Genomic DNA, 20,999 nt, shown 5'->3' on the forward strand with positions numbered 1-20,999 from the left:
GGGCCATTCGGCCCGCGCCGCCGCCGTGACTCGTAGGGTGGGTGGCGGATGACCCGCGCCCGGGAAAGGCGCTGCTCGAAGACGCGCCGCGGATCTCCGTCACGACGCTGCGGTGACGTCCCGCGCCAGGCGCCGCTCGGCCAGGGCGGCGAGCAGCACGGCACCGTCGTGCAGGACGTCGTCGTCGAAGACCACGCGCGGCGAGTGGTTGTGGTGCACCACCGGCTGGTCGCCGCCCGCGGCGCCGAGGAAGAGATAGGCGCCCGGCACCCGCTGCAACACGAGGGAGAAGTCCTCCGAGCCAGGGTCGGGGTGCTCCATGTGGTGGAACCGTTCGGCGCCGAAGAGGTCGGCGGCGGTGTCGGCGACGAACGCGAACTCGGCGTCGTCGTTGACGGTCACCGGGTATTCGGTCTCGAACCGCACGTCGGCGTGCAGCCCGTGTGCGGCCGCGATGCCCTCGCACAGCCGGACCGAGTCCTCGGCGATCTGCTTCGCGGCGGATGCGCTGAACGTGCGCACCGTGGCCTCGAAGACCGCCTCGTCCGGGATGACGTTGCGCAAGGTGCCGGCGTGGAAGGCGCCGACCGTCACGACCACCGGCTCGAACGGGCTGAACCGGCGCCCGACCATGGTCTGCAGCGCCAGCACCATCTCGCAGGCGGCCGGGATCGGGTCGCGGGCGTCGTGCGGCGCCGAACCGTGCCCGCCCAGGCCGACGACCCGCACGAACAGCCCCGCCGCGGCGGACATCAGCGGACCGGGCCGGCCCGCGAACACCCCTCGCGGGAAGTCGGTCACCACGTGCAGCCCGTAAGCGGCGTCGGCCGGCCGCCCGGCGGCCTCCAGCACCCCCTCGTCGATCATCAACCCGGCGCCGTTGTGCCCCTCCTCGCCCGGCTGGAACATGAACACGACGTCGCCGGCGAGCCCCTCGCGCCGCGCGGCGAGCAGGTGCGCCGCACCGACCAGCCCGGCGGTGTGCAGGTCATGACCGCAGGCGTGCATGACCCCGGGGACCGTGGACGCGAACGGCACGTCGGCCAGCTCGGCGACCGGCAGGGCGTCCATGTCACCGCGCAGCAGCACGACCGGCCCGGGCCGCCCGCCGCGCAGCACCGCCGTGACCGACGACAGCGCCCGGCCGGTGCTCACCTCCAGCGGTAGGCCCTCCAGCGCCGCGAGGACCCGCCGCTGGGTGCGCGGCAGGTCCAGGCCGATCTCGGGGTGGCGGTGCAGGTCGCGGCGCAGCTCGATGAGGTCTTCACGCAGTCCCATCCCGGTACGGTACCGACTCGGGCCGCGTCCATCAGGGGCATCCGTTTCCGTCCGTCCCGCGCAGGGTACCCGCGTGCACACGCGACGGACGATCGGAGCACGACCGGTGACCGAGCCCAGCACGCCCAGCACGCCCCGCAGCCGGTGGTATCCGAGCCGGCTGCTGCAGTGGTATGCCCGGGCCGTCGTCGCGCTGCGCTGGCCGATCGTCGCGTTCTGGGTGGCCGCGGTCGCCGCGACGGTCGCCTGGTTCCCGGCCTACGGCAACAGCGGCAACGACCTGGAGCAGCTGATCGCGGTCGACAACCCCGCGGTCCGCAGCGAGCTGCAGTCGCTCGACAAGTTCGGGTTCCCGGTGCTGAGCCGGGTCGCCGTGGTGCAGCGCAACCCGGCCGGGCTGTCGACCGCGACGCAGACGAAGGCGGTCGCGCGGGCCAAGGCGGTCACCGACGGCGCCTACCCGGACGCCAAGCCGATCGTCGCCGCGGTGCCGGTCATGAACACCCTCGGGCTGTTCCCCGGCTCGGCCGAGGACGGCACGACCATCGTGACGCTGCTGTTCACCGACCCGAGCGTCACGTTCGTCGGCCAGCACGAGGCGGCCGAAGCGTTCGTGGCGAACCACTTCGACGCCGACGAGGGCGTGGTCGGCATCACCGGCTCCGTGCCGGCCCGGGTCGAGCAGACCCGGCTCGTGCTGTCGTCCCTGCCGAGGCTCGAACTGATCACCGTCATCGCCGTGTTCCTGATCATCGCGTTCGTGTTCCGCTCGTTCGTCACGCCCGTGCTCGCCCTGGCGGTGGCCGGCGTGGCGATCATCCTCACGCTGCACCTCGGCGGCGCGCTCGCCGACCGGCTGGGGGTGCCGGTCCCGCAGGAGACCCAGCCGCTCCTGGTCGCCCTGCTGCTCGGCGTCGTGACCGACTATGTCGTCTTCTATTTCGCCGGTGTACGGACACAGCTGGCCGAAGGCGCGTCCCGGCTCGACGCGGCCCGGCAGGCCACCGCCCGGTTCACGCCGATCGTCGCGACCGCCGGGGCGACCGCAGCCGCCGGCACCGCCGCGCTGCTCGTCGCCGACTCACCGGCGTTCCGGGCGTTCGGGCCCGGCATGGCCCTTGCCATCCTTATCGGCATGCTCGTCGCGATCACCCTGGTGCCGGCGCTGCTGGCGATCGCGGGCTCCGCCGCCTTCTGGGCGCCCTTCCGCCGCCGGCGCCCCGTCGCGCCGGTTGCGGAGGGCGCGTCCTCGCCGTTCTCCAAGCCGGTGGAAACGTCGGAACGCCCGCGCAAGGGCTGGTCGTGGCTGCTGACCCGCCGCTGGTTCGCCGCCCCGGCGCTGCTGGTGCTCGTCGCCGCCCTGCTCACCATGGCCTCGCCGGTGCTGCACATGCGGCTCGGCGTGTCGTTCGTCGAGGCGCTGCCGACGAACAACTCCACCCGCCAGGCCGCGACCCAGGCGCAGACCGGCTTCGCCGACGGCATCCTGTCACCCACCGAGCTGCTGGTGCAGGGCAACGGCGTCGCCGGCCGCGCCACCGAACTGGCCGCCCTGCAACAGTCGCTCACCCAGGTGCCCGGGGTCGCCGGCGTGCTCGGACCCGCCACCGATGAGCTCCCACCGGGATTCAACCTGTTCCGGGCCGAGGACGGCACCGCCGTGCGGTTCCTGCTGGTCCTGTCCGACGAGCCGCTCGGCGCCACCGCCGTGCGGACCCTGACCCGGCTGGACCGCGACCTGCCCGGCCTGCTGCGGACCGCCGGCCTCGACGGCACCCAGGCCAGCATGGGCGGCGACACCGCCGTCGCCAAGGTCATCGTCGACCAGACCATGCACGACCTCGGCCGCATCGCCGTCGCGGCCCTCATCGCCAACCTCGTGTTCCTGATGCTGTTCCTGCGCGCCCTCATCGCCCCGATCGGCCTGCTCGCCTGCAGCGTCCTCGCCATCGGCGCGACCCTGGGCCTGACGACCTGGCTCTTCCAGGACGTCTACCACGCCGACGGGCTCACCTTCTACGTCCCGTTCGCCGCGGCCGTCCTGCTGGTCGCACTCGGCTCGGACTACAACATCTTCGGCATCGGACCGGCCTGGCGCGAGGCCCGCGGCCGCCCACTGCGCGAGGCGCTCGCGATCACGCTGCCACAGTCGGCACACGCCATCCGTACCGCCGCCGTCACCCTCGCGGTGAGCCTCGGCCTGCTCGCCCTCGTGCCGTTGCGACCCTTCCGGGAACTCGCCTTCGCCCTCGCGGTCGGCATCCTCATCGACGCCTTCATCGTGCGCTCCCTGCTGGCCCCGATGCTGCTGTCCATGCTGGGCCGCGCGGTCGAGCCCGCGTCCGCCACCGAGCCGCCGCCCGTCGTCCCGGCCGCCCGGGCGCCGGAGCCGGCGGCCCTGCCGACGGAGGCGCCACCCGAACGGGCCTGAACCTTCGACGCCGATCGCTACGCTGTGACCATGGGGGCGGCGGGCGTCGTGTCGCATGATCCGCCATGACGCTCCTGACGCGACGCGTGGCCATGCCTGCCGTGCTGTCCGTCCTGCTGTCCCGCCGCGCGTTCCCCGTCGCCTGCAGTTCCCTGATCGCCAGGCTGCCCAAGGGCATCACGCCGCTGGCGGTCGTCATCCTCATCCACCAGACGACCGGCTCCTACGCGATCGCCGGGGCCATCGCCGCCGGGACCGCGTTCGGCGACGCGCTGACCACCCCGGTCCAGGGCCGCCTGCTCGACCGGTTCGGCCGCGGCGCTGTCCTGATTCCTTCGGCCATGGTGTACGCGGTCGCGCTGGCCCTGTTGCCCCTGCTGGCGCTGCGCCACGCGCCGACCGCCGCCGTGCTCGCCTGCGCCCTGCTCGCCGGATCGGGCTTCCCACCCATCTCCGGCAGCATGAAGGCGCTGTGGCCACGGCTCGTCACGGACACCGTGGCCGTCGGCACCGCGTACGCCGCCGAATCCCTGATCCAGCAGATCCTGCTGCTGATCGCGCCGCTGCTGGCCAGCGCGCTGATCACCTGGTTCGCGCCGGCCGCCGCGCTGTGGGCTGCGGCGGCCGCGACCCTGCTCGGCACGGTGTCGTTCGTGGCCTTCGCCGCCCGCGTCGACGCGGGCACGGCACCGGGCCCGCACCGCCCCGGCAGCGCCCTGCGGGTGCCGGCCATCCGGCTGCTGGTCGCCGCCACGTTGGTGCAGGGCCTGATCTTCGGCGCCCTTCCCGTGGTGCTGTCCGGCCTGGCCGCGCACGCCGGCGCACCCGACGTCGCCGGGCTGCTGCTGGCCGCCTGGATCTGCGGTGGCGTGCTCGGCAGCTTCCGCGCCTCCCGGGCCGCGTTCCCGTCCGCCCTGGCCCGGCTCGCCGCCGCGCTGGCGGCACCGGCGGTCGTGGCGGCGGTCACCGGTGGCCGCCTCGTGCCGGTGGCGCTCGCGTTCGGGGTGGCCGGACTGTTCCTCACCCCGGTCGCCGCGGCCAGCTACGTCATCGTCGACGACACCGCGCCGCCCGGGCGCCGCACCGAGGCGTTCACCTGGCTGTCGACCGCCCTCGCGGTCGGCGGCTCGGCCGGGTCGGCGCTGGCCGGGGCGAGCATCGACGGGCTCGGCATCCTGCCCGCCGTGTTCCTGCCCACGGCCGCCGCGGGCCTCGCGGCCCTGGTCGCCACCCGTCTCAGGAGGTGAGGCCCGGGGCCCGCACACCGTGGAGCAGCAGGTCGATGAGGCGGGTGGCCAGTGCGCGCTGCCCCTCTTCCCCGGCGATCATCGTCACGCCGCCGAGCGCCATCAGCACGTCGTTGGCGTCGACACCGGGCCGGATCACGCCGGCGGCCGCGCCGGCGTCGAGGAGCGTGGCGATCGCGGCGCGCAGCCGGGCGCGGGTGTGCAGCCGGTCCGCCTCGGACAGCAGCACCGGCCGCAGCAGGTCGGCCATGCCGTGCTTGGCGGCCATGAAGTCGACGAACCGCTCCATCCAGCCCCGCAGCGCGTCCGCCGGGCCGAGCGCCCGCAGCAGCTCGGCGGCGGCGTCGCACAGCACGGTGACCTCGTGCTCGTAGACCGCCTCGACCAGTGCCTCGCGGGTCGGGAAGTGCCGGTAGAGGGTGCCAACCCCCACGCCGGCCTCCTTGGCGACGGCCTTGAGCGACGTCTGGGTCCCGTCCCGGGCGAACGCCACCGCGGCGACCGAAAGCAGTCGCTCCTGGTTGCCGCGCGCGTCGGCCCGCAGCGGCCGTTCGGTCATCGCATCCTCCGTCGAGCTCCACCGGGTGGTAAACGGACGCGGGTCCGGTTATGCTCGAAGTAACCGGACGCGGGTCCGTTTCTAGCGTAACTCCCCACGGAGCACGGAGGTGCTGCCATGCCCATCCCATTCGGTGCCACATCCACGGCGGCCGAGGTCCTTGCCGGCGTCGACCTCAGCGGCAAACGCGTGATCGTGACCGGCGCGTCGTCCGGCCTCGGCGCCGAGACCGCCCGTGCCCTCGCCGCCGTCGGTGCCGAGGTCACCCTCGCCGTCCGGGACGTCGCCGCCGGTTCGCGGGCCGCCGCCGCCATGGCCGGCCGGGTGTTCGTCGCCCCACTCGACCTCGCCGACCCCGGTTCGGTGGCCGCGTTCGTCGCCGGCTGGTCCGGCCCGCTGCACGCGCTGGTCAACAACGCCGGGATCATGGCGACCCCGTTGCTGCGCACCCCACAGGGCTGGGAGCTGCAGTTCGCCGTCAACCACCTCGGGCACTTCGCGCTCGCGACCGGGCTGTGCGCCGCCCTCGCCGCCGCCGGCCGGTCCCGGGTCGTCGTCGTCAGCTCGGTCGGCCACGTCAACGCCGGTGTCGACTTCGACGACGTCAACTTCGACCACCGCCCGTACGACCCGTGGCTGGCCTACGGCCAGTCCAAGACGGCCAACGTCCTCTTCGCGGTGGAAGCGGCCCGGCGGTGGGCCGGCGACGGCATCGCGGTCAACGCGCTCAACCCCGGCCGGATCACGGCGACCAACCTCGGCCGGCACGTCGGCGACCTCGGCAACGCACCGGCGTCGTTCGACCCCACCAGCTCCGACGTGTCCTGGAAGAGCATCGAACAGGGCGCGGCCACCTCGGTCCTGCTGGCCGGCTCCCCACTGGTGGACGGCGTCACCGGCCGCTACTTCGAGGACTGCCAGGAAGCCGGCCCGCACCAGCCGGGCATCCGCCGCGGCGTGGCGGCCTATGCCATGGACCCTTCCGCGGCCGCCCGGCTGTGGCAGCTCTCGATCGACCTGCAGCTGCACCTCGACGCCCATTTCCGTGAGCGCGACGGCCTCCAGATCCACCGGGTCGGACCGTAGGGCGGCCCGTGCCCAACGGCAACCATCAATCCGTGCGGGCGGGCGCGGCGGCACCACGGGGCGGCGGCGATGGGGGATGATGCGGGAGGCTCGCGACACACTCGGGGGAGCGTCATGGATGAGCGTGCGTCGGACTTCGTCACCACCTTCAAGGCCTTCCTGGAGGAGGTCATCAGCACGCACCGGGCTCCGCAGGACAGCGACGGCCCGGCGCTCCTGCCGGTCCTCAGCGGGCACCTCGGCGCCGATCCGCGGCGGCTGCCCGTCGTCACCGAGGACGTCCCGCCGCACCAGTTCGTCGACCTCGACATCGCGCTCGACGAGGTGCAGCGGCGGGCCGAGGTGCACGAGACCATCGGGATTGGTGGCGGGGATCAGCGCCGGCACCAGTCGTTGAGCGAGATCCTGCACCACGCGGGGCAGTACGGGCAGTATCCGGTCGGCGCGGTGGACTACGCCAGCATCGCCACCGGGCCGGACACGTCGCGCCAGGCCGTGTCGTTCGGTTTGCGGTTGTTCCGGCACGACGGTGCCGCCGTCGCCGTGCTGCAACGCACAGCGGAGCCCCGATTCGGTCAGGCCACCGCGCGGATGGAGATCGTCACCACGGTCGACGGCGTCGCGGCGGGGCTGATCGAGACCGTCCGGGCGCTGATGCTGGAGCGCTCGGTGCTGCGCGGGCAGGTGCTGTCGCTGGGCGTTTCGGCCTACGAGCGCGGCGTCGGCCAGATCACGTTCCACCGCCGTCCCGCCGTGGTGCGCGCCGACATCATCCTGCCGGAGGGCGTCCTGGAGCGGGTGCACCGCCACGTCGCCGGCATCGCCGAGCACCGCGACCGGCTGCGCTCCGCCGGGCAGCACCTCAAGCGCGGGCTGCTGCTGTACGGGCCGCCCGGCACCGGCAAGACGCACACCGTGCGGTACCTGCTGTCGAACCTTCCGGACGTCACCGTGATCCTGCTGGCCGGGCCGGCGATCGCCTTCGTCGCGGAGGCGGCCAAGATGGCGCGGGCGCTGCAGCCGGCCCTCGTCGTGCTCGAGGACTGCGACCTCGTCGCCGAGAGCCGCGACCTGCAGCACGGGCCGCAGCCGCTGCTGTTCGCGGTCCTGGAGACCCTCGACGGCCTCGGCGACGACGCGGACGTCGCGTTCCTGCTCACCACCAACCGGATCGGTGTGCTGGAGCCCGCCCTGGCGCAGCGCCCCGGCCGGGTCGACCTGGCGGTCGAGATCCCACTGCCCGACGAGGACGCCCGCCGCCGCCTCATGCGCCTGTACGCCCGCGACCTGCCGTTCACGCCGGCCGCCCTGGACCGCGCCGCCGGACGGGCGGTGGGCGTCACCGCGTCGTTCGTGAAGGAGCTCCTGCGCCGCTCGGTGCTCATCGCCGCGGAGGCCGGCCACGACCCGGACGACGGTGACCTGGCCGCGGCCCTGGACGAGATGCTGTCGCAGGCCGAGTCGATCACCCGCTCCCTGCTCGGCACCACCGCCTGACCATCGCCGAAGAGCTACTCGTCCAGCCGGCCCGGTCAGGTGTGGTTCACAGGACGTCGGCATGCGGCAGGTACGGTGCGAGGGGGCCGGTGTCGCCCTGGCGGCACAGCGGTCCCATCGGGGCGAGGTTCAGCCCCGCGCGGAGCGCCACGTCGATCGCCCACTGCTGATCGGCCCGGAGGATCTCCACCGTCACGGCATGCTCACCGCTCTCGGCCAGCGCCGCCCACAGCAGTTCCACGGCGGCGGTGGTGCTCGTGGCAGCCACCGTCTTCGGCGTACCGGCGTCGATGAGGGCGTAACCGCGCTCCCGGCGGTCGTCCAGCACCAGCAACCGCGCTCCAGCCCCGAGAAGCACCTCCAGGTCAGGGCCGTGCGCCGCGCCGCGAACGCGGCGGTCGACCTCGGCGGCGAGCTCCAGGTCGCCGGCGCCGCCGGCGCGGGCCCGACCCGCGGCCGGCAGCGCGGCACGACGCACCATGCCGGCCGCCTGCAGCGCCGGTTCGAGCGCGAACCCGGCCCGCTGGTAGCACCGCATCGCCTGCGGATCCAGCGATGAGTGCAGCAGCCGGCCGCGCGCGTCGGGGCCGTAGCGCAACGCCGCCCCGAGCAGCCGCCGGCCGACGCCCCGGCCCTGCTGACCCGGCCGGACGTGCAGGTGCGCCAGATACCACAGTCCCTCGCGCAGTCCCGCCATCGCCGCACCGCACACCTGGCCGTCCACCGTGGCGACCCACGCGCCGGCAGCGTCCAGGTCGAGCAGCTGACCCACGATGGCGGCGCCGCTGTTGGAGCTCGGCGCGGCCGGCCCGCCATCGGGCTCCGCGGGCGCACCGAGGCGCCGCTGCAGGTCATCGATCGCGGCCCGCGTCGACGCGCGCATGCCCGGCCGGTCCGCCGCGGTCATGGGCCGGATGATCAGGTCGTCGTCCATCGCAGGACATTCCCGTGTGCCCGCTCCACCTCAGCGTCCACAGTGGACGCCTCCTCCACCCGTGAGCAGACTGTGTCGTGCATGTCGGCCAGCGTAGTCGCAGTGGCCGTGTCCCGGTCGGCGGCACGGAGGCCGGCGCGTAGCTGCCGCCGCACTTCGCGTGTGGCGAGCTCTCACCCTGCCGGGCCAGGCCGGCCCAGCAGGCGCCGTTACCCCACCGATCTCGCGGGCATTGTCGCCCGCGCTGATACCCGACAGTGCCGTTCGTCCTCGCGGTGTCGGATTGTCGCCGTGGCCAGTGACGGCCCGCCGTGCCGGCATCACGCTGCGGACATGACCGAATACTCCGACGTGTTCGACGAGCACGCTCACCACACCGTCCTCGACAGCGTCGTGGGTGACGAGACCACGACCATCGACCAGGACGTGCCCCACCTGCCGACCCACGACGACCCGGACGTGCTCTACGACGACCGCGACGGTGACGGCGTCGCCGACACGATCTACCGGGACCTCGACCACGACGGCCGCATCGACGACGTCATCTACAACCCGACCGAGCCGGGCACCCTGCCGGTCATCCACACGGAGACCGGCGCCTTCGGCGAGGAGGTCGACGGCCTCGGCGACGCGATCGACCTCGACGGCGACGGCGACATGGACAAGGTCGTGATGGACCCGGTCGGCGGGCGCTCGCTGGTCCTCGTGGACACCGACGGCGACCACGACGCGGACCGCAAGTATCACGTCAGCAGCGAAATCCACGACGTCTGACCACCCTTTACACCAGACCGGTCTCGTACGCGGCGACGACCAGCTGGGCGCGGTCATGCGCGCCGAGCTTCATCATCGCGCGGTTGACGTGGGTCTTCACGGTGTGCGGACTGACGACCAGGTGCGCGGCGATCTCGTCGTTCGAGCGGCCGGTGGCGACGAGGGCGACGACCTCGCGCTCCCGCTCGGTCAGGCCGGCGAGGCGGTCACCGTCGAAGGTGTGCGTCCGGTCCGGGCGGGCCAGGAACCGGGCGATCAGCCCGCGTAACGCCGCCGGTGACAGCAGCGCGTCGCCGCGGTGGATCGTGCGGATGGCGGCCAGCAGCTCGGCGGGTTCGGTGCTCTTGCCGAGGAAGCCGCTGGCGCCCGCGCGCAGCGCCTGGAAGACGTAGTCGTCGATCTCGAACGTGGTCAGGATCAACACCCGCTGGTGAGCGGGCCGCGGATCGGTGGTGATCATGCGAGTGGCGGCGAGGCCATCGAGGCCAGGCATGCGGATGTCCATCAGCACCACGTCGGCCCGGGTGCTCCGCGACCGCCTCCCGCCCGTTGGACGCCTCCCCGACGACCGTGATGTCGGCCGCCGCGTCCACGAACACCCGGAACCCGCTGCGGATCAACGGCTGATCGTCGGCCAGCAGGACCCGGATCGGCCCGCCGTCCCCGGCCGATTCCTCATCGCCGTCGCGGGAGCTCATCGCGCCGTCCTGGGAAGCACCGCGGTGACCCGGAACCCTCCGCCGGGGTTCGACCCGGCCCGGAGTGTGCCGCCCAGCGCCGCCACCCGCTCGCGCATCCCGATCAGCCCGAGCCCGCCTTGCACCGGATCGTCGTCCCCGCCGGACATCGGCTCGTCGGCACCGCGTGGCTCGCGCACTCCGAGAAGCCCGAGCCCGCCGGACACCGGACCCCCGCCGCCGGACACCGAACCCCCGCCGCCGGACACCGAACCGCCGGTGGCGGACACCGCATCGGCGTCCGGTCGCGCCGACCCACGCACCGAGTCCTGCGCCGACTTTCGTGCCGACCCACGCGCCGACTCCCGCGCTGAGTCACGCGCTGAGTCACGCGCCGAGCCGCGCACTGAGTCACGCGCCGAGCCGCGCACTGAGTCACGCGCCGAGCCGCGCACTGAGTCACGCGCCGAGCCGCGCGACGGGGCGGCGGAGTTGTCGACGACGATGTGTAACGCGTCGTCGCGGAAGCGCAGCGTCACACGGACGGGGACCGGGCCCGCGTGCTTCCGCACGTTCGTCAGCGCCTCCTGCACGACCCGATACGCCGTGAGGTCGACCGGCACGGTCACCGTGCGGTCGTCGCCCGACACCGACGCCTCCACCATCAGCCCCGAACGGCGGAACGTGGCGAGCAGGTCGGGCAGGCCGGCCAGCCCGGTCACCGGCTGGGTCGGCGTGAGCTGCTCGCCCGGGCGGCGGAGCAGGCCGATCGTGTCGCGCAGCTCGCCGAGGGCGGTCTGGCTCGCGTGCCGGACGTGGCCCAGCGCCTCGCGGGCACCGACCGGTGACGCGTCGAGCAGGTGCGCGGCCACGCCCGCCTGCACGTGGATCAGCGCCAGCTGATGACCGACCACGTCGTGCAGGTCGCGGGCGATGCGCAGCCGCTCGTCGGTGACCCGGCGGGCGGCCTCGGCGTCGCGGTCGTGCTCGGCCTGCCGGGCCCGCGCCTCGACCTCGGCGAGATACTCGCGGCGGCTGCGGGCGCCGTCGCCGGCCGCGACCGCGAGACCGCCCAGCGCGGCCAGGGCCAGATTCTCCGCGCCGAGCCACGACGACGGCTTCACGAGCATGTGCAGCCCGGCGAACGCCAGGACCGCCAGCACGCCGATCGTCAGCGCGCGGCGCCGGCTGCCGGACTCGGCGAGGGTGTAGAGCGCGATCAGCGGGGCGGCGAGGATGAGCACACCACCGTTGCCGTGGTGCACGACCAGGTAGACCTCGGCGGCGACGGAGCTGACCAGGAACACGGTGAACGGCGTGCGCCGCCGGGCGACGAGCGCGCCGCAGGCGACGGCGGCGGGCACGAGACCGGCCGCCGGCACACCGCGGGTCGTCACCAGCGCCACGACGCACACGACCGCCGCGATGGCGAGGTCGGTGACGAATGGACGGCGCATGCAGACACCGTAGACCGGGCGTACGACAGAAAACGTCGCCCAGCCGCGGTATCCGACATCCCGCAGCGGGGCGACGACGCCGGCCCGGAAACCCGGCAGCCTGTGGCGCATGGCAGACGGCGTCGACGTGCGAATACACGCACTCAGCAAACACTTCAAGCAGGTCAGAGCGGTTGACAACCTCACCTTCGACGTCCCGCCCGGGACGGTCACCGGGTTCCTGGGACCGAACGGATCGGGCAAGACCACGACGCTGCGGATGCTGCTCGGTCTGGTCAGGCCGACCGCCGGCAGCGCGCTCATCGGCGGCCGTGCCTATGCCGACCTCCCCGACCCCCGCCGGACCGTCGGCGCGGTCCTCGAGACCGCCGGTTTCCATCCTGGCCGCCGCGGCCGCGACCACCTGCGGATCGTCGCGCAGGCCGCCAGGATCCCGCAGCGGCGGGTCGACGAGGTCCTCGGCGAGGTCGGCCTCGACGACGCCGCGGACCGCCGGGTGGGCGGCTACTCCCTCGGCATGCGCCAACGGCTGGCCCTGGCGGGCGCCCTACTGGGGGAAGGCGGAGGGCGGCCCCGGCTCCTGGTGCTCGACGAACCCAGCAACGGCCTCGACCCGGGCGGCATGGCCTGGCTCCGGGACCTGATCACCGCCAAGGCCGCCGCCGGCCACACCGTCGTGATCTCCAGCCACGTGCTGGCCGAGGTGTCCCGGATCGCCGACCACATCGTCATCGTGCGCGACGGCCGGCTGCGGTACGCCGGTCCGGCCGCCGCGATGACCAAGACCCTTGAGGAGACGTTCGCCGATGCTACGAGCTGAGCTCATGAAACTCACCACCACGAGGGCGCCGTGGCTGCTGCTCGCCGCCGCCCAGCTCGTGGTGATCGTCGGGGTGAGCGGCGCCGACGACGCGGTGAAGGGCGTCGCGCACGTCGGCCTCGCCAGCATGTTCCCGCTGATGCTCGGCATCATGGCGGTCGCCGGGGAGTACCGCCACCAGACCGTCACCGACACGTACCTGACCACGCCGCACCGCGGGCGGGTCATCGCCGCCAAGCTCGTCGTGCACACCGGCGCCGGGCTGGGCTTCGGCCTGGTCGGCGCGGCGGTCGCGCTGGGCACCACCGCGGCGCTGCAACGCTTCGAGCTGACCGCCGAGCTGACCCGGACCGTCGTCGGCGCCGTCTGCTGGAACACCGTGTTCGCCGCCATCGGCGTCGGGGTCGGCGCGATGATCCGCAACCAGGTCGCCGCGATCGCCGCCGCGCTCGCCTGGCTGGCGCTCGTCGAGGGTGTCGTCGCGGAGCTCGTCGGCCGGGACGCCGCGCGGTGGTTGCCGTTCACCGCCGGCACCGCACTCGGCAACCTGCCCCTGGACGTCGATCTGTCCCAAGCGGCTGCGGCGTCGGTACTGACGAGCTACGCAATCGCACTCACCGTCCTTGCGGTCGCCACGACCGTACGCCGGGACGCGTTGCCCTGAGGGTCCAGAAGGGCCGGTTGGCGAAGATTACGCTCAGTAGTTGTTTTCGGGGGTGTATCGAGGCTGGTTCCGGTCGTCGCGCTCACGGGCGGGCCGCAGGGCGTTTCGGCACATTGCGCTTCGTGATGCGGCCCCGCGCCTGGTTGCGCAACCCGCGGCAAATTCCGTAGCTTGCTCATCGCCGCAGGCCAGAGGGTCTGCGGCGATGTGCTGCTACGGGGGAATGTCTGCATGTCCGCAACTGTGTTCGGGTTGGTCGGCGGGCACCGCCGTTCGCCGGTCGGCTGGCGGGTGTTCTGCGCGGCCGTGGCGGGCGCGGTCGCGTCGTCACTCTTCGTGGTGGCCCCCGGGTTCGCTGCCCCGGCCGCGCCCGCCACGGCCGCCGCCGCGCCGGCGACGTCCGTCCCGGTGCGGTCGGCGAGCGCGCGAGCGGCGTCGAAGGCGGGTTCCCAGACGAGTCCCGCGTGGACCGCCGGCGCGCAGGCGTGGCCGGCCGGTGGTGACGCCGTCATAGCGGTCAACACCGGCGCTGCCGGGGCGGCGACGGCACGCTCGGCCCTGGCATCGTCCGCCAGCGGCAAGGCCGGCGGGCTCGGACTGGCCGTGCGGGGCAGCGGCGGGAATCCGCTCAACGAGCGTGCGCTGGTGCACGGCGCCGTCACGGCGGCGGGCCCGGGGTCGGTGCGGGTGTCAGTGGCGGACCGCGCGACGACCGACGCCGCCGGTGTCCGGGGCGTGCTGTTCACCGTGGTGCGGGCCGACGGTGCCGCCGGCACCGGCCAGGTCGCGCTGGACCTCGACTATGCCGGGTTCGCCAACGCCTACGGCGGCGACTACGGCGGCAGGTTGCGGCTCGTCCGGCTGCCCAGCTGCGTGCTGACGACGCCGTCGCTGCCGCAGTGCCGGATCCAGACACCCGTGTCCGGGGTGGTCAACACGACCGCGGACCAGGTCCTGTCCGCGGAGGCGGTCGACGTCGGCGACGGCACCCGGGCCACGACGTTCGCCGGGAAGCCCGCCAGCGCGGCGACGACCCCGGCGGCGGGCGCGTGGGGGCCCAGCGAGACCGACGTCCGCAAGCACTCCGGCGGTGCCGCGGACGCCCGTTCGACGAACGGCACGCCGCAGACGACGGCCGCGTCGATGAGCGACCAGCCGGTCTACGCGATGGCCGCCAGCGCGTCCTCCGTGTCCGGCAGCTACGCACACACGACGCTGTCGCAGACCGCCACCTGGGGTGCCGGCACGCAGGGCGGCGAGTTCGCCTACACCGTGCCGTTGACGATGCCGGCGGTGTCCGCCGGGCCGACGCCGAAGCTGACGCTGGCCTATTCGTCGAACTCGGTGGACGGCAAGACGACGTCGACGAACAACCAGGCGTCGTGGGTCGGTGAGGGCTGGGACCTGCAGACGGGCTTCATCGAGCGCTCCTACCGGGCCTGCACCGACGACGGCGGCACGACCGGGGACCTGTGCTGGTTCACCGACAAGGTGATCACGATGGTGCTCAACGGCAGGTCGACCCGGCTCATCAAGGACGACAACACCGGCGTGTGGAAGCCCGAGGCCGACGACGGCTCGAAGGTCGAGCTGCTCATCAACGACGTCGCCAACGGTGACTACTTCAAGGAGTACTGGAAGGTCACCACGCAGGACGGCACGCAGTACTACTTCGGCAAGCACAAGCGGTACACGACGGATCCCGACGCGACGAACTCGGTGCAGAAGGTGCTCGTGTACGGCAACAACGCCGGCGAGCCGTGCAACGTGGCGGGGCAGCCGTGGAACTCCGGGTGTGACCGCGCGTACCGGTGGAACCTCGACTACGTCGTGGACCCCGCCGGCAACTCGATGACGTACTTCTACGAGCGCTACCAGGGCAAGTACGGCAACTTCAACGGCGCCAACAACTGGGTGTACGACCTGACGTCGCGGCTCAAGCGCATCGACTACGGCGCCCGCGCCGGCAGCGAGGGCACCTCGGCGCCGGTCGCCCGGGTCAACCTCGTGGAGAACCCCCGCTGCGACCCGACCTCCAGCGGCTGCAGCTCGTACCCCGACGTGCCGTGGGACCAGTACTGCCCGACGACGCAGACCGCGCCGTGCTCGCAGTACACGCCGACGTACTGGACGCCGTGGCAGCTGGCGATGATCTACTCCGAGGTGTACGACGCGGCGACGAGCACCTACCGGCAGGTCGACTCGTACTACCTGACCAAGACGTTCCCGAGCCCGCTGGACGGCACTGCGGCGGCGCTGTGGTTCAGCGCCCTGCAGCACACCGGCAAGGCCGGCGGCACGGGCAACGACATCACGTTGCCGACCATGACGTTCACCGGTGAGGCGAAGGCGAACCGGGTCAACAACGGCACCAGCAACCACTACCGGATGACGCTGGTCTCGACCGGCACCGGCGAGGAGGTCGAGGTCACCTACGCGCCGACGGAGTGCACCGCGGCGACCGTCGGCACCTACTCGGTGGACCAGAACACCCACCTGTGCTTCCCGGGCGACGGCTCCTGGTTCCACAAGTACGTCGTCGCGAAGGTCACCGACCGGGACCTCATCAACGCGACGGAGGAGGTGACCTCGTACACGTACTCCACGGCCGGCAGCACCGTTCCCGCGCTGTGGCGGCTGGACAGCAACGAGGCCGCGCCGTCGCACTCGTACACCGACTTCGCCGGCTACCCGACCGTCACCACGAAACGCGGTCCGACCGGCGGCCAGCAGAGCATCACCGAGAAGCTGTACTTCCGCAGCCTCGCCGGCGACAAGCTCACCAACGGCACCGAGCGGCAGGTGTGGGTCGTCGACTCGACCGGCACCCAGACCTACGACTACGGGCAGATCCGCGGGTCGGTCCGGGAGGAGCGCACCTACGACGGCTCGACGATGACCGGCAAGACCCTGCACTCGCTGCGGTTCGCCGGGCCGAACGGCTACGACAACCCGACCGCGACCCGCACCGGCACCTGGTCCGGCGCGGTGCCGGCGAAGGCCTACCAGACCGTCGAGTACGAGACGCTGACCCGGACGCTGCTCCCCGGCGGGACGTGGCGGTGGACGCGACAGGCCCGCGACTTCGACATCTACGGCCTGCCGGTGAAGGTCACCGACTACGCCGACGCGGGCACCGCCGCCACCGCGGACAACGCCGGCAAGACCGCCGACGACACCTGCACCATGATCAGTTACGCGGCCCGCACCACGGCCAGGTGGATGGTGAGCTACCCGTCGCAGAGCATCACCACGGACTGCGCGGCCAGCCCGTCCGGCGCCAACTACCTGTCCGGCAGCCAGACGCTGTACGACGGTGGCGCCGTGGGCGTGGCACCGACGAAGGGCCTGGTCACCAGCAGCAACACCCTCGCTACGGTGTCCGGCACGACGCTGACCTGGGCGCAGGCGGGCCGCACCGACTACGACGCGCTCGGCCGGGTCACCGGCGACTACGACGCGCTGGGCCACGGCACCACCACGGCCTACACGCCGGCGGGCGGCGGACCGGTCACCTCCATGACGGTGACCAACGCGCTCGGCCACGCCAGCACCGCGACGATCGACCCGGCCCGCGGCGACGTGACCCGGATCGTGGACGCCAACAGCAAGGCCACCGTCATGCAGTACGACTCGCTGGGCCGGCGCACGAAGGTGTGGCTGGCGGGCCGGGCGACCAACCTCACGCCCGACCTGGAGTACGGCTACACGCTGCGCAACACCGCCGCCAACGCGGTGAGCACGAAGAAGCTCGGCCCGAACGGCAACGTGGTCACCAGCTACGAGCTGTACGACGGCCGGCTGCGACTGCGGCAGACGCAGGCACCGGCGCCCCAGGCCGTCGGCGGCCGCGCGATCACCGACACCACGTACGACGCGCGTGGCCTGACCGCGAAGACGTCCAGCTTCTGGAACAACGCCGCACCGGCCGACACGATCGCCGCGTTCAACGACACCGACGTGCTCAACCAGCACCGGTACTCCTACGACAACCTCGAACGGCAGACCACCGACGCGCTGTACTCCGCGAACGCGCTGAAATGGCAGACGAGCACCCTCTACCAGGGCGACCGCACGTCGGTGACGCCCCCGGCCGGTGGCGTCACCACGCAGAAGGTGTTCGACGCCCGGGGCAACACCACGGAGCTGCGCCAGTACACCAGCACCAACCTGAGCGGCACGTACACGTCGACCGGATACACGTACGACCGGCTGAACCGGCTGACGAAGGTCACCGACGCCGCCGGCAACGAGTGGGGCACCACCTACGACGTGCGCGGACGGGTCACCCAGAGCACCGATCCCGACAAGGGCGCGACCGGCTTCACATATGACGCGGCGGGCCGGATGCAGACGTCCACCGACGCCCGGCCGGTCACGCTCACCTACGAGTACGACAACCTCGACCGCAAGACGGCCGTGTACGACGGGCCGAACACCAGCGGGTTCAAGCGCGCCAAGTGGGTGTACGACACCATCGCCAAGGGGCAGCTGACCTCGTCGACCCGATACGTCGGCACGGACAGCTTCACCACGACGGTCACCGGCTACGACGACGGCTACCGCGCGCTCGGCTCCACCACGACGATCGCGTCCAGCACCGCCAACCCGGGGCTGCCGGACGGCACGTACACGACCGGCACCACGTACAACGTCGACGGGTCGGTGGCGACCGTCACCTACCCGGCAGCCGGCGCGCTGACCGCGGAGACGGTGACCACGACGTACGACACCACCGGGCACGTCCTGACCGTGGCGAGCCCAGCCACGACCTACGTGTCCAGCTCCAGCTACTACTGGTTCGGCGCCATCTACCAGCAGGTGCTGGGCAGCGGCACGAAGCAGGTCCGGCGCACGACCAGCATGGACGAGGCGACCAACCGGCTGGTGTCCAACGCCACCGAGACCCAGAACCAGACCACGAGCACCAACTGGGACCTGAAGCTCAAGGAGCAGTACGGCTACGACCCGGCCGGCAACGTCAAGAGCATCAACGAGGTCAACGCCGCCGGCGGCACCGTCGCCAACCAGTGCTTCACCTACAACGTGCAGCGGCAGTTCGCCGAGGCGTGGACGACGGCGAGCAGCACCTGCCAGGCGAGCCCTTCCACCGCGGTGATGGGCGGCACCGACCCGTACTGGACGACCTTCACGTACGACACCACGAGCGCGAACCGGACGAAGGAGGTCCGGCACACGACCGCCGGCACCCAGACCACCCGGACCTACGCCTACCCGTCGACCGGGAAGCGGCACACGCTGACCAGCGTCACCGCCACGGGCGACACCACCGGCACCGACAGCTACCTGTACGACAACGCGGGCAACACCAGGAGCCGCACCATCAGCGGCAAGCCGGCCCAGACGTTGACCTGGGACAACGAGGGGCACCTCGGCACCGTCGCCGACAGCGCCGGCACCACCACCTACATCTACGACGCCGACGGCAACCGGCTGATCGCCCGGGAACCCGCGGGAGCCACCGTCTACCTGCCCGGGTTCGAGGTGCGCAAGGCCGGCGGCACGGTGACCTGCACCCGCTACTACGGCACCGTCGCGAGCCGCACCGCGACCGGCGTGACCTGGCTCGGCACCGATCACCACAACACGGGGCAGGTCGCCGTCGACGCCGGTACCCTCGCCACCACCCGCCGAAAGACGGACCCGTTCGGCAACCCGCGCGGCGCCGACCCCACGTGGCCCAACTCCCGCGGCTTCGTCGACGGCACCCGCGACGGCACCGGCCTCACCCACCTCGGGGCGCGCGAGTACGAACCCGGCACCGGCCGGTTCATCTCCGACGACACCGTCGCCGACTACACCGACCCGCAGCAGATCAACGGCTACTCGTACGCGAACGGCAACCCGGTCACCTCGTCGGACCCGAGCGGTCTGTGGAACGACCACGACCCCAAGGACACGCCCGCCTACGAGCCGCCGTGCACCATCTACAACACGGAGAACTGCGGCCCGCCGAACTACGGCGGGGGCACCCCGCCCAAGGGCGGGCCGTCCAAGCCGTGCACGAAGGCGAGCTGCGACCCGTGCAAGAACCAGGGCCGCAACCCGACCTGCGCAACGCCGGGGCAGCTCGAGGTGAAGGCCGAGCAGGACGCGAAGGTCCTGCGGATGAAGCTCGGCTGCCTGGCCCTCTTCGGCGTCGCCTGCGCGTTCCTCATCAACCCGAAGATGAAGAGCTCCTACGAGCAGGCGTGGTGCTACGAGGTGGGGATGGTGAAGTGCAAACGCGGCATCGGGGCGATGCAGGAAGCGACCGCCTACGCCGACTCGTTGCAGAACCAGGGCGGCTGGTCGGGCGCGGATGCGAACGCCGTGAAGCACGCGTACTGGATGGCGCTCATGGCCAGCGACGGGTTCACCGCCAGCGAGGCCGAGAACCTCGGCGTAGCGCATGAGCTGGGCGCGATCCAGTCCCGGACCCAGGAGGGCGAGAAGGGCGGCAACCCGAACATCGACTACGGCGAAGGCGAGTCGGACCTCGACCTGCACAACAACAAGGTCGGCTTCCAGGTCGGTGCGTCCGGTAAGACCGGTGACGAGTTGAAGGCCGCCGTGACTGCTACGGTCTACGAGAGAGGCGGTGCCAGCTGCATGCAGGCCGGTATCTGCACGTACTCGTGGGATGCGAAGCATTAGTGAGGCTCTTGCGCAGCGGCGCGCCGCGGCTGCTCGGTGTGCTTGCCCTCGCGCTGTCCGCGGTGACAGCGTGCGGGCAGCCACCGCTGCAGCCGGGCGCCGCCGGGTTCGTCTGGATGGGCGACGACCACATCTACTCCGTGGCGAAGAACCAGGCGAACGAGGCGGGCCACCTGCGGCGCACCGATCGCGGCCTGCACACGCAGAACGTGCGGCTGCCCGACGGGTGCTGGATCGACCTCAACGCCGGCGCGATCGGCCGGGTCGACGACCACCGGTTCGCCGTCGTGCTGGCCTGCGGGTCGCCAGCGCTGTACGTGTACGACACGGCGAGCCGGCAGTTCGAGCGGCGGCCGGCACCGTCGATCGGTGACCCGCTGATCGCCCTCGAGCCGGGCATGACGACGGGATTCCAGGCCGACGCCTGCTCGGTGCGGCGGCTGCGGTGGGACGGCCACGAGTACACCGGTGCGCCGGTGGACCTGGGGCCGACCTGCGTGCACGGCAACGGCGTGACCTCCCTCGCGCTGGTCACCCTCGACGGGCGGCAGCAGCTGCTGTTCACGGCGGTCACCGGCCGCGACGAGGACCGCTGGACGATCCTCGCCCTCGACGTGCGGACCGGCCAGAGCCGCGTGCTCCGCGACAACGTCGCCGGCACGAGCCGCGCGGTCTGGGCGGTCGCCTCAACCGACGGCGGCACCCTGTTCGTGACCAGCTCGGAGGGCATCGCACGGGTCGACGTCAGGTCCGGCCGCACGGAGCAGGTCCGCGCCGGCGCCTTCTACCGGCTCGGCCTGTCCCCGGACGGCAGGACGCTGTTCGCCCAGCGCTTCGACGGCGACACGGCGGCATACGAGTTCATTGCCGTCAGCTGACCGGATGGCCCGGAGAGCACGCAACCGTCCTCGCGGTCGC

13 protein-coding genes and 1 pseudogene are annotated in these 20,999 nt (G+C 72.4%); 9 read left to right on the forward strand and 5 right to left on the reverse strand.

What is annotated here, in order from left to right:
* Positions 1 to 99 precede the first annotated feature (99 nt).
* Entirely contained in the window at positions 100 to 1,278 is a 1,179-nt protein-coding gene (locus Dsi01nite_RS25445; RefSeq protein ID WP_203848771.1) for a M20 metallopeptidase family protein, read from the reverse strand.
* A 106-nt stretch (positions 1,279 to 1,384) separates the two neighbouring features.
* Between Dsi01nite_RS25445 and Dsi01nite_RS25450 the strand changes: the two genes are divergently transcribed.
* On the forward strand, positions 1,385 to 3,709 hold the full coding sequence (locus Dsi01nite_RS25450) for an MMPL family transporter (protein ID WP_203848772.1): 2,325 nt from the start codon (positions 1,385 to 1,387) through the stop codon (positions 3,707 to 3,709).
* A 65-nt stretch (positions 3,710 to 3,774) separates the two neighbouring features.
* A complete protein-coding gene (locus tag Dsi01nite_RS25455; protein WP_203848773.1) occupies positions 3,775 to 4,956 on the forward strand; it encodes an MFS transporter in 1,182 nt (393 codons plus the stop codon).
* On the opposite strand, the gene Dsi01nite_RS25460 is transcribed toward Dsi01nite_RS25455, so the two are convergent.
* A complete protein-coding gene (locus Dsi01nite_RS25460; RefSeq protein ID WP_203848774.1) occupies positions 4,946 to 5,515 on the reverse strand; it encodes a TetR/AcrR family transcriptional regulator in 570 nt (189 codons plus the stop codon). The genes Dsi01nite_RS25455 and Dsi01nite_RS25460 overlap by 11 nt on opposite strands.
* Positions 5,516 to 5,632: 117 nt before the next feature.
* Between Dsi01nite_RS25460 and Dsi01nite_RS25465 the strand changes: the two genes are divergently transcribed.
* Together Dsi01nite_RS25465 and Dsi01nite_RS25470 are read left to right on the forward strand one after the other, a co-directional pair.
* Positions 5,633 to 6,601, forward strand: a complete 969-nt coding sequence (locus Dsi01nite_RS25465) for an SDR family NAD(P)-dependent oxidoreductase (protein WP_203848775.1) — start codon at positions 5,633 to 5,635, stop codon at positions 6,599 to 6,601.
* A 114-nt stretch (positions 6,602 to 6,715) separates the two neighbouring features.
* Complete coding sequence (locus Dsi01nite_RS25470; protein ID WP_203848776.1) at positions 6,716 to 8,098, forward strand: AAA family ATPase; 1,383 nt, start codon at positions 6,716 to 6,718, stop codon at positions 8,096 to 8,098.
* Positions 8,099 to 8,144: 46 nt separating this feature from the next.
* Here the strand turns inward: Dsi01nite_RS25470 and Dsi01nite_RS25475 are convergent, their stop codons facing one another.
* On the reverse strand, positions 8,145 to 9,032 hold the full coding sequence (locus Dsi01nite_RS25475; RefSeq protein ID WP_203848777.1) for a GNAT family N-acetyltransferase: 888 nt from the start codon (positions 9,030 to 9,032) through the stop codon (positions 8,145 to 8,147).
* A gap of 333 nt (positions 9,033 to 9,365) precedes the next feature.
* Between Dsi01nite_RS25475 and Dsi01nite_RS25480 the strand changes: the two genes are divergently transcribed.
* A complete protein-coding gene (locus Dsi01nite_RS25480) occupies positions 9,366 to 9,806 on the forward strand; it encodes a hypothetical protein (protein WP_203848778.1) in 441 nt (146 codons plus the stop codon).
* 7 nt (positions 9,807 to 9,813) lie between these two features.
* Here Dsi01nite_RS25480 and Dsi01nite_RS25485 read toward each other — a convergent pair.
* Together Dsi01nite_RS25485 and Dsi01nite_RS25490 are read right to left on the reverse strand one after the other, a co-directional pair.
* A pseudogene (locus tag Dsi01nite_RS25485) lies at positions 9,814 to 10,504 on the reverse strand (response regulator transcription factor).
* Positions 10,501 to 11,940 (reverse strand): sensor histidine kinase, encoded by a 1,440-nt coding sequence (locus Dsi01nite_RS25490; RefSeq protein ID WP_203848779.1) that lies wholly within the window; start codon positions 11,938 to 11,940, stop codon positions 10,501 to 10,503. Before Dsi01nite_RS25490 ends, Dsi01nite_RS25485 begins: the two are co-directional and overlap by 4 nt.
* A 109-nt stretch (positions 11,941 to 12,049) precedes the next feature.
* On the opposite strand from Dsi01nite_RS25490, the gene Dsi01nite_RS25495 reads away from it, so the two are divergent.
* The 4 genes from Dsi01nite_RS25495 to Dsi01nite_RS25510 all read left to right on the forward strand — a co-directional run bounded on the left by Dsi01nite_RS25495 (position 12,050) and on the right by Dsi01nite_RS25510 (position 20,959).
* Complete coding sequence (locus tag Dsi01nite_RS25495; protein WP_203848780.1) at positions 12,050 to 12,760, forward strand: ABC transporter ATP-binding protein; 711 nt, start codon at positions 12,050 to 12,052, stop codon at positions 12,758 to 12,760.
* 4 nt (positions 12,761 to 12,764) lie between these two features.
* The gene (locus Dsi01nite_RS25500) at positions 12,765 to 13,424 is read left to right on the forward strand and encodes an ABC transporter permease subunit (RefSeq protein WP_203848781.1); all 660 of its coding nucleotides are present in this window, start codon (positions 12,765 to 12,767) and stop codon (positions 13,422 to 13,424) included.
* A 231-nt stretch (positions 13,425 to 13,655) separates the two neighbouring features.
* Positions 13,656 to 20,081: an RHS repeat-associated core domain-containing protein gene (locus Dsi01nite_RS25505; RefSeq protein ID WP_203848782.1), complete on the forward strand. Its 6,426-nt coding sequence runs from the start codon at positions 13,656 to 13,658 to the stop codon at positions 20,079 to 20,081.
* Positions 20,081 to 20,959, forward strand: a complete 879-nt coding sequence (locus Dsi01nite_RS25510; RefSeq protein WP_203848783.1) for a WD40 repeat domain-containing protein — start codon at positions 20,081 to 20,083, stop codon at positions 20,957 to 20,959. The genes Dsi01nite_RS25505 and Dsi01nite_RS25510 overlap by 1 nt, the downstream gene beginning before the upstream one ends.
* Positions 20,960 to 20,999 lie beyond the last annotated feature (40 nt).

Origin of the sequence: Dactylosporangium siamense (assembly GCF_016862795.1) — a bacterium.
Lineage (GTDB): Bacteria > Actinomycetota > Actinomycetes > Mycobacteriales > Micromonosporaceae > Dactylosporangium > Dactylosporangium siamense.

What these genes read in the sequence shown, in the direction of transcription:
- Dsi01nite_RS25460 (WP_203848774.1), bottom strand. Translation starts at nt 5,515, where the DNA reads ATGACCGAACGGCCGCTGCGGGCCGACGCGCGCGGCAACCAGGAGCGA.
- Dsi01nite_RS25500 (WP_203848781.1), top strand. Translation starts at nt 12,765, where the DNA reads ATGAAACTCACCACCACGAGGGCGCCGTGGCTGCTGCTCGCCGCCGCC.
- Dsi01nite_RS25505 (WP_203848782.1), top strand. Translation starts at nt 13,656, where the DNA reads ATGTCCGCAACTGTGTTCGGGTTGGTCGGCGGGCACCGCCGTTCGCCG.
- Dsi01nite_RS25475 (WP_203848777.1), bottom strand. Translation starts at nt 9,032, where the DNA reads ATGGACGACGACCTGATCATCCGGCCCATGACCGCGGCGGACCGGCCG.
- Dsi01nite_RS25470 (WP_203848776.1), top strand. Translation starts at nt 6,716, where the DNA reads ATGGATGAGCGTGCGTCGGACTTCGTCACCACCTTCAAGGCCTTCCTG.
- Dsi01nite_RS25455 (WP_203848773.1), top strand. Translation starts at nt 3,775, where the DNA reads ATGACGCTCCTGACGCGACGCGTGGCCATGCCTGCCGTGCTGTCCGTC.
- Dsi01nite_RS25495 (WP_203848780.1), top strand. Translation starts at nt 12,050, where the DNA reads ATGGCAGACGGCGTCGACGTGCGAATACACGCACTCAGCAAACACTTC.
- Dsi01nite_RS25445 (WP_203848771.1), bottom strand. Translation starts at nt 1,278, where the DNA reads ATGGGACTGCGTGAAGACCTCATCGAGCTGCGCCGCGACCTGCACCGC.
- Dsi01nite_RS25465 (WP_203848775.1), top strand. Translation starts at nt 5,633, where the DNA reads ATGCCCATCCCATTCGGTGCCACATCCACGGCGGCCGAGGTCCTTGCC.
- Dsi01nite_RS25480 (WP_203848778.1), top strand. Translation starts at nt 9,366, where the DNA reads ATGACCGAATACTCCGACGTGTTCGACGAGCACGCTCACCACACCGTC.
- Dsi01nite_RS25490 (WP_203848779.1), bottom strand. Translation starts at nt 11,940, where the DNA reads ATGCGCCGTCCATTCGTCACCGACCTCGCCATCGCGGCGGTCGTGTGC.